Source organism: Rhizobium sp. BK181 (genome assembly GCF_014193305.1).
In the GTDB taxonomy this organism is placed as follows: domain Bacteria; phylum Pseudomonadota; class Alphaproteobacteria; order Rhizobiales; family Rhizobiaceae; genus Rhizobium.
In genome coordinates, this window is record NZ_JACHZA010000007.1 from 18,163 (window position 1) to 34,157 (window position 15,995).

Annotated in this window: 13 protein-coding genes; 12 read left to right on the forward strand and 1 reads right to left on the reverse strand. The window is 60.4% G+C overall.

Annotation, left to right across the window (positions count from 1 at the left end; translation table 11 throughout):
• Window positions 1-182 precede the first annotated feature (182 nt).
• The 5 genes from FHT77_RS17525 to FHT77_RS17545 are packed head-to-tail and all read left to right on the forward strand — an operon-like array spanning window position 183 to window position 6,130.
• A complete protein-coding gene (locus tag FHT77_RS17525; RefSeq protein WP_183756219.1) occupies window positions 183-1,229 on the forward strand; it encodes a LacI family DNA-binding transcriptional regulator in 1,047 nt (348 codons plus the stop codon).
• Window positions 1,226-2,230: a Gfo/Idh/MocA family protein gene (locus FHT77_RS17530; protein ID WP_183756220.1), complete on the forward strand. Its 1,005-nt coding sequence runs from the start codon at window positions 1,226-1,228 to the stop codon at window positions 2,228-2,230. Before FHT77_RS17525 ends, FHT77_RS17530 begins: the two co-directional genes overlap by 4 nt.
• Window positions 2,231-2,239: 9 nt before the next feature.
• On the forward strand, window positions 2,240-3,853 hold the full coding sequence (locus FHT77_RS17535; protein WP_183756221.1) for an acyl CoA:acetate/3-ketoacid CoA transferase: 1,614 nt from the start codon (window positions 2,240-2,242) through the stop codon (window positions 3,851-3,853).
• Window positions 3,846-4,625 (forward strand): enoyl-CoA hydratase/isomerase family protein, encoded by a 780-nt coding sequence (locus tag FHT77_RS17540; RefSeq protein WP_183756222.1) that lies wholly within the window; start codon window positions 3,846-3,848, stop codon window positions 4,623-4,625. Before FHT77_RS17535 ends, FHT77_RS17540 begins: the two co-directional genes overlap by 8 nt.
• On the forward strand, window positions 4,619-6,130 hold the full coding sequence (locus tag FHT77_RS17545) for an aldehyde dehydrogenase family protein (RefSeq protein ID WP_183756223.1): 1,512 nt from the start codon (window positions 4,619-4,621) through the stop codon (window positions 6,128-6,130). Before FHT77_RS17540 ends, FHT77_RS17545 begins: the two co-directional genes overlap by 7 nt.
• A 149-nt stretch (window positions 6,131-6,279) precedes the next feature.
• On the opposite strand, the gene FHT77_RS17550 is transcribed toward FHT77_RS17545, so the two are convergent.
• Window positions 6,280-7,338, reverse strand: coding sequence for a LacI family transcriptional regulator (locus tag FHT77_RS17550; protein ID WP_246719907.1), 1,059 nt, complete (start codon window positions 7,336-7,338; stop codon window positions 6,280-6,282).
• A 322-nt stretch (window positions 7,339-7,660) separates the two neighbouring features.
• On the opposite strand from FHT77_RS17550, the gene FHT77_RS17555 reads away from it, so the two are divergent.
• The 7 genes from FHT77_RS17555 (at window position 7,661) to FHT77_RS17585 (ending at window position 15,985) form a co-directional block, all read left to right on the forward strand.
• Window positions 7,661-8,920 carry an ABC transporter substrate-binding protein gene (locus tag FHT77_RS17555; protein WP_016554386.1) on the forward strand — a complete coding sequence of 420 codons (1,260 nt, stop codon included), beginning with the start codon at window positions 7,661-7,663 and terminating at the stop codon, window positions 8,918-8,920.
• A gap of 81 nt (window positions 8,921-9,001) precedes the next feature.
• Window positions 9,002-9,955, forward strand: a complete 954-nt coding sequence (locus FHT77_RS17560) for a carbohydrate ABC transporter permease (protein ID WP_016554385.1) — start codon at window positions 9,002-9,004, stop codon at window positions 9,953-9,955.
• A complete protein-coding gene (locus tag FHT77_RS17565; protein ID WP_016554384.1) occupies window positions 9,952-10,896 on the forward strand; it encodes a carbohydrate ABC transporter permease in 945 nt (314 codons plus the stop codon). The genes FHT77_RS17560 and FHT77_RS17565 overlap by 4 nt, the downstream gene beginning before the upstream one ends.
• A 4-nt stretch (window positions 10,897-10,900) precedes the next feature.
• On the forward strand, window positions 10,901-12,016 hold the full coding sequence (locus FHT77_RS17570; RefSeq protein ID WP_183756224.1) for an ABC transporter ATP-binding protein: 1,116 nt from the start codon (window positions 10,901-10,903) through the stop codon (window positions 12,014-12,016).
• Between the two features lie 19 nt (window positions 12,017-12,035).
• On the forward strand, window positions 12,036-13,541 hold the full coding sequence (locus FHT77_RS17575; protein WP_183756225.1) for a GMC oxidoreductase: 1,506 nt from the start codon (window positions 12,036-12,038) through the stop codon (window positions 13,539-13,541).
• Complete coding sequence (locus tag FHT77_RS17580; protein ID WP_183756226.1) at window positions 13,538-14,317, forward strand: 3-ketoacyl-ACP reductase; 780 nt, start codon at window positions 13,538-13,540, stop codon at window positions 14,315-14,317. The genes FHT77_RS17575 and FHT77_RS17580 overlap by 4 nt, the downstream gene beginning before the upstream one ends.
• A 12-nt stretch (window positions 14,318-14,329) precedes the next feature.
• Window positions 14,330-15,985: a GMC family oxidoreductase gene (locus tag FHT77_RS17585; protein WP_183756227.1), complete on the forward strand. Its 1,656-nt coding sequence runs from the start codon at window positions 14,330-14,332 to the stop codon at window positions 15,983-15,985.
• The last annotated feature ends 10 nt before the right edge of the window (window positions 15,986-15,995 follow it).

The window sequence follows — 15,995 nt, forward strand, 5'->3', positions numbered from 1 at the left end:
TTTCTTATGGGGCGGCGCGCCTGGTTTTCCCGTTTCAGAGGCACTAATCATCTACAAAGTAATACTATTTATGTCGGCATAACCTAATTCCTGACAATGCATTTTCTTGGAAAGCAGACTTGACAAATTTGGAACGTTCCAATTATTTAAGCCCCAAGCTGGCGAAAGCCGAGGAGGAATTCATGGCGAAGGGGCGGGTCACCGTCATTGACATTGCGAAGGCGGCCGGCGTTTCGAAGTCGACGGTTTCCCTGGTCTTGCAGGGATCTCCGCTCGTGAATGAAGGGACGCGTTCCAAGGTGAATGCGGCCATGCGCGAGCTGGGTTATGTCTATAATCGTGGGGCGGCGAACCTTCGTCAGGCCGGCGCGAAGTCGAAGATCATTGGGGTCGTCGTCAACGACCTGACCAACGGCTTCTTTGCGGAACTCGCCGTCGGTGTCGATATGGTCGTGCAGTCCGCCGGCTTTGTGCAATTCCTTTCCAATACAAGCGAGAGCATAGATCGTCAGCGGGAAGTCATTGCCTCGATGCGAGAGCACGGAATCTCCGGGCTCATCGTCTCTCCGGCGCGCGCCACCGAATCCGTCGATTTCAAGCCGCTTGTCGCCGCCGGCATTCCGGTGGTTGTCGTGGTTCGCAACCTGCCGGGAGCGAAGGTCTCGTCGGTGGTGTCCGATAATCAGGGAGGAGCGTCAGCGGCCGTCGAGCATCTGGCGTCCTTGGGGCATACTCGAATTGCGTTTCTCGGCGGTTTTCCCGATACGGCGGTCTTCGAGGAGCGTCTGGAAGGCTATGTCGACGGTCTGAAAGCGGCGGGGCTCGGCTTTCATGAAGAGCTGGTTGTGTCGTCAGCGCCCTCGAGGGCGGGCGGTGTCGATGCAATCGGGCGCGCGATGACGATGAGCGATCGGCCGACGGCAGCGGTCTGTTTCAATGACGCCGTTGCGTTCGGTGTGTGTGACGGTCTGCGCGCGCGGCGCATGGAGCCCGGTCGAGACTTCGCTGTCGTCGGCTTCGACGACGTCATCGAGGCGCAGACGGCCGTTCCTGCTTTGACGACAGTTTCCGTCGATCCGCAAGGCATGGGCCGGCGTACGGCACAGCTTCTGCTCAAGCAGATCAACGCAGGCAAGGCGGAACCCGAAAGTGTGACGACCGCCGTCCGGCTCGTCGTTCGCGAAAGCTGCGGCGCCGCCCAGAAAAAAGCAGGGAGGAAGACGGCATGACGATTCGCTGGGGCCTGATTGGCGCGAGCACCATTGCACGCGAGTGGGTGATTGGTGCGATCCGCGCGACGGGTGGCGATATCGCTTCCGTCATGAGTTCGAATGCTGAGCGCGGTCAGTCCTATGCGAAGGAGAACGGCATCCCGAAGCATGTTTCCGACGTCGCGGCCTTGGTCAACGATCCCGCGGTCGATGCCGTCTATATCTCCACGACGAATGAGCTTCATTGCGACCAGGCGATCGCGGCGGCACGCGCCGGCAAGCATGTCCTTTGCGAAAAGCCGTTGGCGATGTCGCTGCGGGACGCGCATGCCATGGCGAAGGCGGCGAATGACGCTGGCGTCGTGCTTGCCACCAACCATCATCTCCGCAACGCCTCCACTCACATCGCCATGCGCGACGCGATTGCGGCCGGCAAAATCGGCAAGCCGCTTGCGGCGCGCGTCTTTCATGCCGTGTATCTGCCGGCCCACCTGCAAGGCTGGCGACTGGACAAGCCGGAGGCAGGTGCCGGCGTCATTCTTGACATCACTGTTCACGACACCGACACGCTGCGGTTCGTTCTCGGGCGTGATCCGGTGGAGGTCGTTGCATTCTCGCAGGCGGCGGGGATGGGCAAGCCCGGCGTCGAAGATGGCGTCATGGGCGTGATGCGTTTCGAGGACGGTATCCTCGCGCAGTTTCATGATGCCTTCACCACCAAATATGCCGAAACCGGCTTTGAGGTGCATGGCACCGAAGGCTCGCTGGTCGGCCGCAACGTCATGACCCAGCGCCCGGTTGGAACAATCACGTTGAAGAACGCCGATGGCGAGCATCAGCTGCCGACCAATGCGAGCAATCTCTACGAAACTGCGCTCAAGGCCTTTCATGCTGCGGTAGCCGGCAAAGGCCGTCCTTCCGCAACGGCGGAGGATGGAATCTGGTCGCTCGCGACGGGCCTCGCCGTCGTCGAGGCTGCGAGAAGCGGCGCCGTCGTAAAAATCAAAACAGGACTTTGAGTAATCCCGATGAGCAAGCACATCACGCCGGCCGAAGCTGCCGCACTGATCCCCGACGGAGCCGTCGTATCCGTGTCGTCATCGAGCGGCCTCGGTTGCCCCGACCTGATGCTGAAGGCGATTGGCGAGCGTTTCGACAGCACCGGCCACCCCCGCGATCTCACGACGCTGCACCCGATCGCAGCAGGTGACATGAGCGGCATCAAGGGTGTCGACTATATCGCCAAGAAGGGACTGCTGAAAAAGATCCTCGGTGGTTCCTATCCATCGGGCCCATCCAGCGCGGAGCCGCCGCTGATCTGGCAGATGATCACCAACAATGAGATTCCGGCCTACAACATCCCGTCGGGCATCATGTTCGATATTCATCGAGAAGCCGCTGCCAAGCGCCCTGGGGTCCTGACGAAGGTCGGTATCGACACCTTCGTCGATCCGAGAAGACAGGGCTGCGCGATGAACGACCTGGCTGCCGAGGAGCCGGTGGTCAAGCGCGTCGTGTTCGAAGGAGAGGATTGGCTGTTCTTCCCGTCGATCGTGCCACAGATCGCTATCATTCGTGCAACGACGGCCGACGAGCGTGGCAATCTTACCTATGAGCACGAGGGTGCCTATCTCGGTGGCCTGGATCAGGCGCTTGCTGCCCGCAACAATGGCGGCATCGTGATCGCCCAGGTCAAGCGCATCACCAAGGAAGGTTCGCTGAAGCCGCATGACGTGCGTGTGCCTGGCATGTTGGTTGATTATGTCATCGTCGATCCGGACCAGAAGCAAACCACGCAGACGCTTTACGATCCGGCCATTTCAGGCGAAATTTTCCGGCCGCTCGATACCTTCCGCGTTCCGGAATTCAATATCCAGAAGGTCATTGCCCGCCGCGTGGCTCAGGAGCTTGAGGCCGGTAGCTGCGTCAACCTCGGATTCGGTATTTCCGCAAATGTCCCGCGCATCCTGCTTGAGGAAGGGCTGCACGGCTCCGTCACCTGGGTGATCGAACAGGGCGCCGTCGGTGGTGTTCCGCTCCTGGATTTTGCGTTCGGCTGCGCCTCCAACGCTGATGCCTATATGCCGTCGCCGTACCAATTCACCTACTTCCAGGGTGCCGGCTTCGATGCCTCGCTCCTGTCTTTCCTCGAAATCGACAAGGATGGCTCGGTCAACGTTTCGAAACTTTCGTTCCGACCGCACGTCACGGCCGGGGCAGGCGGCTTCGTCGATATCACGGCGCGGGCGAAGAAGATCGTGTTCTCCGGCATGTTCAACGCGGGTGCGAAGCTTGCCATCGCTGACGGCAAGCTGGTCATCGAGAAGGAAGGCAAGCTGAAGAAGCTCGTCAACGAGGTCGAGCATGTCACCTTCTCCGGCAAGCGGGCGATCGAGCAAGGGCAAGACATCACCTATGTCACCGAACGGTGCGTGATGAAGCTGACGCCGAAAGGTGTTGTTCTTACGGAAATCGCGCCTGGCGTCGACCTGCAGGCCCACATCCTCGATCAGTCCGAGTTCCCGCTCATCGTGGCAAAGGACCTCAAGGCCATGGATGCGAAGCTCTTCGCCGAAGCGAACATCGGTCTGTCTCTGCCGGAGAAGGGCGCCCGCGTCCTCGAGGGTGTCTTCAATGGCTAGCGGCACGGTCAGAGTTCAGGTCGAGGATCACATCGCGATCATGACGGTATCGCGGCCGGAGAAGCTGAACGCGCTTGATCTGGACATGCTGAAGGCGTTGGCGGATGCGGCCGATGAAGTCGAGGCAAACGCCGACGTGCGCGCTGCGATCCTGACGGGCGAGGGCAAGGGCTTCTCGGCTGGCGGTGATATCAAGGCGTGGGGTGGAATGCGGCCGGAGGAGTTCGGCCATGCCTGGGTCCGCCATGGCCACCGCGTTTTCGAAAGGCTTGCAACATTGAGGGTGCCGCTGATTGCCGCCCTGAACGGCCACGCTCTCGGTGGCGGGCTGGAGCTTGCGGGTGTGGCGGACATTCGCATCGCCGAAGAGCACATCAAGACAGGACTACCGGAGACCGGTCTGGGCATGGTGCCAGGTTGGTCCGGCACGCAGCGTCTTGTGAAGCGTTTTGGTGCGCAGGTGGTGCGGCGCATGGCACTGGGTGGCGAGATCTTCACCGCCGAGGAGGCTCGGGCACACGGCATCGTCGATGCCGTCACGTCGAGTGGAAACGCGGTCGAGGCCGCGAAGGAATATGCGCAACGGGTTGCGTCGAGGGGCCCGGCGGCGCTGGAGATCGTGAAGCTGATGATCGCATCGGCCAATGGCGAGGACAACGGCACCGCCGTCGAAGCGCTCGGGTCGATCCTCGTCGCGAAAACTGCTGATCTCAGAGAGGGCGTCGCATCTTTCAGCGAGAAACGCCCGGCTAAATTCAAGGGAGAATGGTAATGACGGTTCTGGTTAATCCAAGAGCGCTTAACGACCACAAGACCCGCGACTTCAAGATGCTGGTCGACGGCAAGTGGGAGGTCGGATCCGCCCAACCGATCGAGCGCGTTGCTCCGAGCCATGGCGTCGTTGTGAGCCGCTTTCCGACCGGCAGCAAGGCAGATGCCGAACGTGCGATCCTTGCTGCCCGTAAAGCCTTTGATCACGGTCCGTGGCCGCGGATGACCGCATCCGAACGGTCGGCGATTTTGCTCAAGGCCGCTGACCTGATCGCGGCTCGTGCGGAAGAACTGGCTTTCCTGGACGCGATCGAGGCAGGCAAGCCGATTTCCCAAGTGCGTGGCGAAATAGCCGGCTCTGTCGATATCTGGCGATATGCAGCGGCCCTTGCCCGCGATCTGCACGGTGAAAGCTACAACACGCTTGGAGACGGTACGCTGGGGGTCGTCCTGCGCGAGGCGATCGGCGTGGTGTCGATTATTACGCCCTGGAATTTCCCGTTCCTGATCGTCGGCCAGAAGCTGCCCTTTGCCCTTGCCGCTGGATGTACCACGGTCGTCAAACCGTCGGAGCTCACTTCGGGATCGACGCTCGTCCTTGGCGAAATCTTGCAGGAAGCGGGCGTTCCGGACGGTGCCGTGAACATTGTCACCGGTACGGGACCGGAGGTCGGGGCCGTCCTGACCTCCCATCCAGAGGTCGACATGGTGTCGTTTACAGGTTCCACCGGTGTCGGCAAGCTGACGATGACGAACGCGGCGCAGACGCTGAAGAAGGTCTCGCTGGAACTCGGCGGCAAAAACCCGCAGATCGTGTTTCCCGATGCGGACCTCGACGCATTTATCGACGCGGCAGTCTTCGGTGCCTACTTCAATGCCGGCGAGTGCTGCAATGCAGGCTCTCGCCTCATCCTGCACAAGAGTATCGCTTCCGACGTGGTCAAGCGCGTCGCGGAACTCTCGAAGGACGTCAAGGTCGGCGATCCGCTCGATCCAACCACGCAAGTTGGTGCTATCATTACGCCGCAGCATCTGGAGAAGATCGCAGGCTACGTTGCCGGTGCGACCAGCAGCGGCGCGCAAGTTGCACATGGCGGCGAAAAGCTCGACCTGGGCATGGGGCAATACATGGCGCCGACCATCCTCGAAGCTGTGACGCCTGGTATGGCGGTTGCGCGTGAAGAGGTCTTCGGCCCTGTGCTCTCCGTGCTCACGTTCGAAACCAGAGCGGAGGCGATCGAGATCGCAAACGCGATCGACTACGGCCTTTCGGCCGGCGTCTGGAGCCGCGATTTCGATACCTGCCTGACCGTCGGGCGCAAGGTGAGAGCGGGGACGATCTGGATGAACACCTTCATGGACGGGGCCTCCGAGCTGCCGTTCGGTGGTTACAAACAATCCGGCCTCGGGCGTGAACTCGGTCGTCACGCAGTGGAGGATTATACCGAGACCAAGACGCTCAACATGCATATCGGCGGACGCACCGGCTGGTGGATGCCGCGCTAAGGCTACAGAGCGAAACGCAACCGAGAGAAAGGAGGGGCAATATGGCTGGATCGACATTCGTAGATCGCACGACGTTCGCGCTTTGGCACTCGCATGCCTCTTGCTTCCTCATGCCCGCACCTGCTGGTCGATCGTGCGGACGATTACGGTCAGCCGTTTCCAGAGAGCGGCGGCTGCGGCGTCAGCAGGACCTGCAACTGATCCATGTCCGTCTCGCCGCCGATCCGTTCCTTGAGGATGCGGCCGATCTGCTCGCCGGTGGCCGTCAGGTCCTCATAGATGGTCTCGACCTTCGGTTGGATGGCGGAAAGGAGCTGCGAGGTCTGCTTGGCGACAATGTCGTATTCGACGCCAAGGGTGCGTCCGCAGTCGCTCATGCCGGTGATGGTGGCAAGTGCGCACACTTCGCCACCGCAGGTGAAGGCGTCGGGCGGATCGGGTTCGCGATGACGTCGCGCGATGCGATCGCGAATCGCGCCAGCCGGATGGTCGAGGTCTATATCGGAGATGACCTCATAGGCGCAGCCGGCTTCACGCACCGCCGTCATGAAGCCGTGCAGGATGTGACTGCCGAAGCTGAATTGCATCGGTCCGCTGATCAGCGCCGGTTTTCGGCGCCCCTTGGCGATCAGGCGTTTCGTTGCCTCGTAGGAGAAGGTGAAGTTGTCATAGTCGACGTAGGCGTGCGGGGTCGACAGTTCCGTGCGGCCATGGGTGACGAACGGAAAATCGTGCTCCATCAGCAATCGCACGCGCGGGTCGAAAGGCTCGGTGCGCGACAGCACCAGGCCATCGGCCATGTGGTTGCGCATGATGTAGTTGACCGCATCGATGTTGGTGGTGTGCGGCAGGTTCGGCATGACGATCAGGTGATAGGCGGTTCCTTGCAGGGCATTGGCGATGCCGGACATGATGGAAGTGCCGTAGCCGAGGATTTCCTCGTGCGGTTCCAGCAGGATGGCGATGACATTCGTCCGGCCGGTCTTCAGGCGCTGGGCGGCGCGATCAGGGGAGTACCCGACCTCAATCGCGATCTCGCGGACGCGCTTGCGGGTTTCGTGATTGATCACCGGGTCGTCGGACAACGCCCGCGATACCGTGGTTACGGCAAGGCCAGCCATATCGGCGATGGTGCGCAGCGTCGGCTTGCCGCTTCTGCGGGTCGATGTGGTCGTGGGCGGCATTGCGACGCGAGGCACGCTCGGCATTCCTCCAAAGGGCTCGAATGGCGGGACACTAACGCGACGGCGAAGCCGATGCAATGCTGGACTGGAAACGTTTTAAATTTCGGCGTCTATTCGGTTCGTCTTCTAGCTACTTCTAAAAATGAAGTAAAAACAGGTGTTAACGTGCCGTTGTGCTGACGTGGAAAGGTAATGCGGGTGACTTGACTTGGTCAAGTTTATAACGTTTTAAATAACTTACGCGGCGTTCGCGCCGTGGTAACCAAAGCCTTCGTGCGGGGAGTGTGCGCGGGCTTTTGAACGCGGATATTCCGCTTTTGTAAACTTGCAATCCGGGAGGAAAACGATGCGCAAGTTTTTGATGACGACTGCATTGGTGACGATGACCGTTGCCGGCCTTGGTGCTGCCAAGGCTGCTGACGTGAAGGAAGTACAGATGCTGCATTGGTGGACGTCGGGCGGCGAAGCTGCGGCCCTCAACGTCCTCAAGGAAGACCTGTCCAAGGAAGGATTTGCCTGGAAAGACGTGCCGGTCGCCGGCGGTGGTGGTGATGCGGCAATGACCGCGCTCAAGGCCATGGTTGCTGCGGGCACCTATCCGACGGCTTCGCAGATGCTCGGCTACACCGTTCTCGACTATGCGCAGGCTGGCGTCATGGGCGACCTAACGGAGACGGCAAAGAAGGAAGGCTGGGACAAGTCCGTTCCGGCAGCGCTGCAGAAGTTCTCCGTCTACGACGGCAAGTGGGTTGCTGCCCCTGTTAACGTTCACTCGGTCAATTGGCTGTGGATCAACAAGGCCGTCATGGAAAAGATCGGCGGCACCGAGCCGAAGACCTTCGACGACCTGATCGCTTTGCTCGACAAGGCCAAGGCAGCTGGTGTCACTCCGCTGGCGCTGGGTGGCCAGAACTGGCAGGAAGCCACAATGTTCGACTCGATCGTGCTGTCGACTGGCGGCCCCGAGTTTTACAAGAAGGCCATGAACGATCTCGACGAGGAGTCGCTGAAGTCGGACACGATGAAGAAGTCGTTCGACAATCTGCAGAAGATCGTCCAGTACGTCGACCCGAACTTCTCCGGACGTGACTGGAACCTCGCAACCGCCATGGTCATCAAGGGCGATGCACTGGTTCAGGTCATGGGCGACTGGGCAAAGGGCGAATTCGTAGCAGCCAAGAAGACCCCGAACACGGACTTCCTCTGCTACCGCTTCCCGGGCACTGACGGCAGCGTGATCTACAACTCCGACATGTTCGGCATGTTCAACGTGCCGGATGATCGCAAGGCGGCTCAGGTTGCGCTTGCAACGGCGACGCTCTCCAAGAGCTTCCAGTCTGCATTCAACGTCGTCAAGGGCTCGGTTCCGGCCCGTACAGACGTTCCTGATACCGACTTTGACGCTTGCGGCAAGAAGGGTATCGCCGACCTGAAGGCTGCCAACGAAGGCGGCACGCTGTTCGGCTCGCTGGCACAGGGCTACGGCGCTCCTCCGGCAGTTGCCAACGCCTATAAGGACGTCGTCTCCAAGTTCGTGCATGGCCAGATCAAGACCTCCGATCAGGCGGTCGAAGAACTCGTCAAGGCAATTGAAGACGCCAAGTAATTAAGGCCTCCCGCGGTCTTCCCCGCCATCGTGGCGGGGAAGATTCCGCAACGGACGACATCGTCGGAGGAGATGACCCCCATGAGCACCATCGCTACAGATAAAACCGTTCTCACGTCGCATCGGGGAACGCCAATTTCAATCCGCGCGCGCCTGCAGGACGCGCTGCCGAAGATCGTGCTCGCGCCGAGTTTCGCAATCACGCTTGTTTTCGTCTACGGCTTCATCATCTGGACGGTCTATCTGTCCTTCACCAATTCCAAGACCTTCCCATCCTACGCACTAACCGGGCCGCGCGCCTATCAACGGCTCTGGCGCTGGACGTTTGAAAGCGATCCGCCCTCCAGCTGGTACACCTCGATCACCAACATGGGCATTTTCGGTTTCCTCTACATCGGCATCTGCCTGGCGCTCGGCCTGTTTCTGGCGATCCTGCTGGATCAGAAAATTCGAGGCGAGGGCATATTGCGGCCCATCTTCCTCTATCCGATGGCGCTGTCGTTCATCGTGACAGGCGTTGCCTGGAAATGGTTCCTCGATCCGGGTCTCGGCCTGGAGCAGACACTTCATCAGTTCGGCTGGACGAGCTTCCACTTCGACTGGATCAAGAACAAGGATTTCGTGATCTATACCGTGGTGATCGCCGGCGTTTGGCAGGCCTCCGGTTTCGTCATGGCGATGTTCCTCGCTGGCCTCCGCGGCATCGATAGCGAGATCATGAAGGCGGCACAGATCGACGGCGCAACGACGGTACAGCTCTATCGGCGCATCATTATTCCATTGCTGCGGCCGATCTTCCTCTCGGCCTTCATCGTGCTCGCCCACATGGCGATCAAGTCCTATGACCTTGTCGTGGCGCTGACCTCAGGCGGCCCCGGTGGCTCGGCCTGGCTGCCATCCAACTTCATGTACGAATACACCTTCAAGCGGAACGAGATGGCGGTTGGTTCAGCCAGCGCCGTGATCATGTTGATGACGATCTCGGCAATCATCGTTCCCTATCTCTATTCGGAACTGCGGGAGAAATCGCGATGAGCGCCGTCACCTCGACTCTTCCAAGCGCGGCCAGCGCGTCACGCTCCAAAATGTTCAGCCGGATCTTCATCTACGGTCTGTTGGTCATCTTCGCGATCATCTACCTGATGCCGCTGTTCGTCATGCTGGTGACCTCGTTCAAGACGATGGACGAGATCCAAAGTGGCAATATGCTGGCGCTGCCGAAGGCGCCGACCATCGAACCCTGGTTCAAGGCCTGGGGAGAGGCCTGCGTCGGTCTCACCTGCGCCGGCATCAAGGGCTACTTCTGGAACTCGATCAAGATGGTGGTTCCGGCGGTGGCGATCTCCACGATCATGGGGGCGCTGAATGGCTATGTGCTGACGAAATGGCGCTTTCCTGGCCACACTCTGGTCTTCGGGTTGATGCTGTTTGCCTGCTTCATTCCGTTCCAGTCGGTGCTTCTGCCGATGGCGACGATTCTCGGCAGCCTCGGTCGGTTTGGGGCGACGTTGCGCGACCAAATCGGCATGTCGCTGGGCTTTGGCAATCCGACCGTCAATCTCGTCACCGTTCACGTGATTTACGGCCTCGGCTTCACGACGCTGTTCTTCCGCAACTACTATGAGGCCTTTCCGACCGAGTTGGTGAAGGCGGCGCAGGTGGACGGTGCAAGCTTCTTCCAGATCTTCCGCCGCATCATGCTGCCCAATTCACTGCCGATCATCGTCGTCACTGTGATCTACCAGTTCACCAACATCTGGAACGACTTCCTGTTTGCTTCGGCCTATGCGGGAACGGGCGATTCCATGCCGATGACGGTGGCGTTGAACAACGTCGTCAACACCTCCACCGGCGTCGTCGAATACAACGTCAACATGGCGGCGGCGATGATCGCAGCCCTTCCGACACTCCTCGTCTACATTCTCGCCGGCCGCTACTTCGTGCGTGGCCTGATGGCGGGCGCGGTTAAAGGATAATCCAATGGCTTTCCTCGAAATTTCCGGTCTCAAGAAGCGTTTCGGCTCATTGGAGATCCTCAAGGGCATCAACGTTGAGCTGGAGAAAGGTGGCTTCCTCGTGCTGGTCGGTCCGTCCGGATGCGGCAAGTCGACCTTGCTCAACACGATCGCCGGTTTGGAATCGATCACCGAGGGTGACATCCGCGTCGATGGCCGGAGCATCGCCGACCTGCATCCGTCGAAGCGCGATATCGCCATGGTGTTCCAGAGCTACGCGCTCTATCCGAACATGACGGTCGCCGGAAACATCTCCTTCGGCATGGAGATGCGCGGCGTACCGGTGGAAGAGCGCAACAAGGCCATCGACAAGGTCGCCAAGGTGCTGCAGATCGGCCACCTGCTCAATCGCAAGCCGAGCCAGCTGTCGGGCGGCCAGCGGCAGCGCGTCGCCATGGGGCGCGCGCTCGTGCGGGATCCCAAGCTGTTCCTGTTCGATGAACCGCTTTCGAACCTGGACGCCAAGCTGCGTGTCGACATGCGCATCGAGATAAAGCGTCTGCACCAGGCGACCGGCACGACGATCGTCTATGTCACCCATGACCAGATCGAGGCAATGACGCTTGCCACCAAGATCGCGGTCATGCGGGATGGCGAAGTACAGCAGTTTGGAACGCCCGCAGAAATCTACAACAACCCGGCAAACATGTTCGTCGCCGACTTCATGGGTTCGCCGGCCATGAACCTTCTGTCGGGCACGATCGAGAAGGCCGCCTCGGGATTGACCGTGTCACTGGCTCGGCCTCATGGAGAACCGATCAAGCTTCCAGTTTCGTCGGGCAATGGTGCGCTTGAGGCACATGCGGGCCGGGAGATTGTCTTCGGCATCCGCCCGGAGGCGCTGACCGACCCGGATGGTGCAGACCGCAACGCCAAGGCTCTTGCCGAGAGCGACTGCCTGATCGAAGTGGTTGAACCGGCGGGATCGGACACGTTCGCCGTCACCAAGCTCGGTGGTAAAGAGGTTGTCGCGCGCCTGCGTGCGGACGCTCGCATTCAGGCCGGCCAGAATGCCCGCCTTGCGTTCAATCTCGACAAGGCCGTGTTCTTCGATCCGCAAAGCCAGACGCGCATCGCGTAGTCCGGTCTGGATTTTTGAGATGAACAGCACTCCTGATATCGTCATCATAGGCTCGGGCGTGGGTGGGTCGACTGTTGCCGCCGGACTGGCGGCGACCGGGGCCGAGATCCTGATCCTCGAGGCCGGCGACTTCATCGCCGATCGCCCGGAGAACCGCGACCAGCGGGCCATCTTCCAACGCGGGCACTTTCGCCCGAAGGAGATGTGGTACGAGGCGGACGGCACGGCGTTCAATCCCGGCAACTACTACAATGTCGGCGGCAATTCGAAGTTCTACGGCGCGGTCCTTTCACGCTATCGTCGCGAGGATTTCGAGGAGATCCGCCATAGGGAAGGTGTCTCGCCTGCCTGGCCATTTCCCTATGAGGTGCTTGAGCCGTGGTACAGCCGCGCGGAATGGATGTACGAGGTTCGGGGCAACCTCGGAGATGACCCCACAGAGCCCGCCCACTCAAGCGGTTATGAGTATCCGCCGGTGCCCGACGAGCCGCCGGTTGCCGATGTCAGAGCAAGACTGAAGGCGAAGGGGCTGCACCCATTTTCGCTGCCGTTGGGCGTGAACATCGACGCCTGGATAGCCAAGGCCAGCACGCCCTGGGACGCGCACCCGAACTCTCGCGATGGAAAAATGGATGCGGAGACCGCCGCGCTGCTCAAGGCGTTGGAATTTCCGAATGTCCGCCTCGAGACGAACGCCAGGGTGACGAGGCTCGAGGCAGGAGGAAACGGCAATATTGAGCGAATCCACTACCGCAAGAACGACGAGGATCTTGCTGTCGCTCCGAAGCTGGTCATTCTATCGGCCGGTGCCGTTCAGTCCGCCGTCCTGCTGCTGCGTTCGGCTGACACGCGCCACCCGAAGGGGCTTGCGAATTCGTCCGATCAGGTCGGGCGGAATTTCATGAACCACAATTCGTCAGCGGTAATCGCCGTGTCGCCAACCTATCGGAACACGTCGGTCTACCAGAAAACGTTCGGGTTCAACGATTTCTACCTCTCGGACGGCAACGGCGGGCCGCCGCTCGGGAACGTTCAGTTGCTGGGCAGGATCTCGGCTCAGGTGTTGAAGGGCTCGCTGTCCTGGGCCCCGGAATGGCTGCTCCAAAACATCACCGGCCATGCCATCGATTTCTATGCGATGAGCGAGGATATACCTCACCCGGAAAGTCGCGTGCGCGTGGACGGAGACCGTATCGTCCTGCAATGGCAGCGGACAAATTGGGATGCGCATCTCGAACTGGTTTCGAAGCTGAAGACCGTTCTCAAGTCGATCGGCTTCCCGATCGTCCTCTCGAAGCCATTCGACAAGCGCACGCCTTCCCACCAGTGCGGTACCGTCAGGATCGGCAATGACCCCGCCAGCGCGCCGCTAGATCATTATTGCCGTTCCTACGATCACCAGAACCTCTTTGTGGTGGATGCCAGCTTCCTGCCGACCTCGGCTGCGGTAAACCCCGCCCTCACGGTCGCCAGTCAGGCATTGCGGGTCGCCGACCACATTGCTTCGAAGGACCTGCAAGCATGACGGAAGGTGTCGAAAGGCCAGTCGCAATTGTCACCGGCGGACGACGCGGGATCGGTCTTGGGATCGCGAGCGCGCTGGCCAAAAGCGGCCACAACATCGTGATTACAGGTGTCGGAGCGGCGGAGGAGAGCAGGGACGTCATCGACGAGCTTCGCGGCTTCGGGATCGATGCGGTCTATCTGCAGGCGGATGTCTCGGACGTTTCCAGACATGATGAAACGGTCCGCGCGGTCCTTTCGAACTTTGGCCGTATCGATTGCCTCGTCAACAACGCCGGCATGGCAGCGGTCGTCCGTGGCGACTTCCTAAGTCTGCTTCCGGAAAATTTCGACACGATCATCGCGACGAACCTCAAGGGCACGGTGTTTTTCACGCAGTCCGTCGTGAAGGCAATGCTCGTGACGAGTGCCGTTCCCCATCCGAGATCAATCATCAACATCACGTCTGTCTCAGCCGAAGCCAGCTCGCCGGAGCGACTGGACTATTGCATCAGCAAGGCCGGTCTTGCCGCCTTCTCGCAGGGACTAGCACTGCGGCTCGCCGACTCGGGAATTGCCGTCTTCGAAGTGCGCCCCGGGATCATCCGGACCGACATGACGGCCGGCGTGACGTCGAAATACGACGCCCTCATCGACAGCGGCCTTGTCCCGATGAAACGATGGGGCGAGGCGGATGACCTCGGAAAAATCTGTGCGGCGCTGGCATCCGGTGACTTCGGTTTTGCCACCGGCACCGTGATCGACGCCGATGGCGGCCTGTCCATTCCTCGCTTGTAACGGGATAGAAATATGCGTTTCGACTACATCATTACCGGCGCCGGCCCTGCGGGATGCGTGCTTGCCAATCGCCTCAGCGAAGATCCCAACGTCAACGTCTTGCTGCTTGAGGCGGGTGGAGGCGACTGGAATCCGTTGTTCCATATGCCTGCAGGCTTTGCGAAAATGACGAAGGGTGTTGCGAGCTGGGGCTGGGAGACCGTGCCGCAGAAACACATGAAGGGCAGGGTGCTTCGCTATACACAGGCGAAGGTGATCGGCGGCGGCTCATCGATCAATGCCCAGCTTTATACGCGGGGTAACGCGGCAGACTACGACATCTGGGCAAGCGAGGACGGATGTGAGGGCTGGGACTACCGCTCGATCTTGCCCTACTTCAAGCGCGCCGAAGACAATCAGCGCTTCGCCGATGACTATCATTCCTACGGCGGCCCGCTCGGTGTCTCGATGCCTGCCTCTCCGCTGCCGATCTGCGACGCCTATATCCGGGCCGGGCAGGAACTCGGCATTCCCTACAATCATGACTTCAATGGCCGGCACCAGGCGGGTGTCGGTTTCTATCAGTTGACGCAGCGGGACCGCCGCCGATCATCGGCATCGTTGGCCTATCTTTCTCCGATTAAGGCCCGAAAGAACCTGGTAGTCCGGACAGGCGCAAGAGTTGCGCGCATCGTCCTCGAGGGCCATCGTGCCGTCGGTGTCGAGATCGCGACGGAGCGCGGCTCCGAGATCGTCCGTGCCGAACGCGAGGTGCTTGTGTCGTCCGGTGCGATTGGGTCGCCCAAGTTGCTGCTTCAATCGGGGATCGGTCCGGCCGACCACCTTAAGTCGGTCGGGGTCAAGGTCCGCCACGATCTGCCGGGCGTCGGTGGCAACCTTCAGGATCACCTTGATCTATTCGTCATTGCCGAGTGCACGGGCGACCACACCTATGACGGGGTTGCGAAACTTCACCGAACGATCTGGGCGGGCGTTCAGTATGTGCTGTTCCGAACCGGCCCGGTCGCCTCCTCTCTCTTTGAGACCGGCGGCTTCTGGTATGCCGACCCGGATGCGCGGTCGCCGGATATCCAGTTCCATCTTGGCTTGGGATCCGGGATCGAGGCTGGGGTTGAGCGCCTGAAGAACGCTGGTGTCACTCTGAACTCGGCTTATCTTCATCCTCGCTCTCGGGGAACCGTGCGACTTTCCTCGGCTGATCCGGGCGCTGCGCCGCTGATCGATCCGAACTACTGGTCCGACCCACATGACAAGGTTATGTCCCTCGAAGGGTTGAAGATTGCTCGCGAGATCATGCAGCAGGCGGCGCTCAAGCCGTATGTTCTAGCCGAGCGGCTGCCTGGACCGAAGGTCATGACCGACGAGCAGCTCTTCGACTATGGCTGTGCGAACGCGAAGACCGATCATCATCCGGTCGGCACCTGCAAGATGGGAACGGGACCGGAAGCTGTTGTCGGTCTCGATCTCAAGGTCCATGGTCTCGAGGGGCTTCGGGTATGCGATTCGTCGGTCATGCCGCGGGTCCCATCGTGTAACACCAACGCACCGACCATCATGGTTGGCGAACGAGGCTCCGACCTTATCCGTGGACTGCCGCCGTTGCCTGCAGCGATTTTTGCTCATGAGCGCAACGAGACGCGGCCGAGGGCAAGGGCGACCGTTCGCTAGACCGGGCATT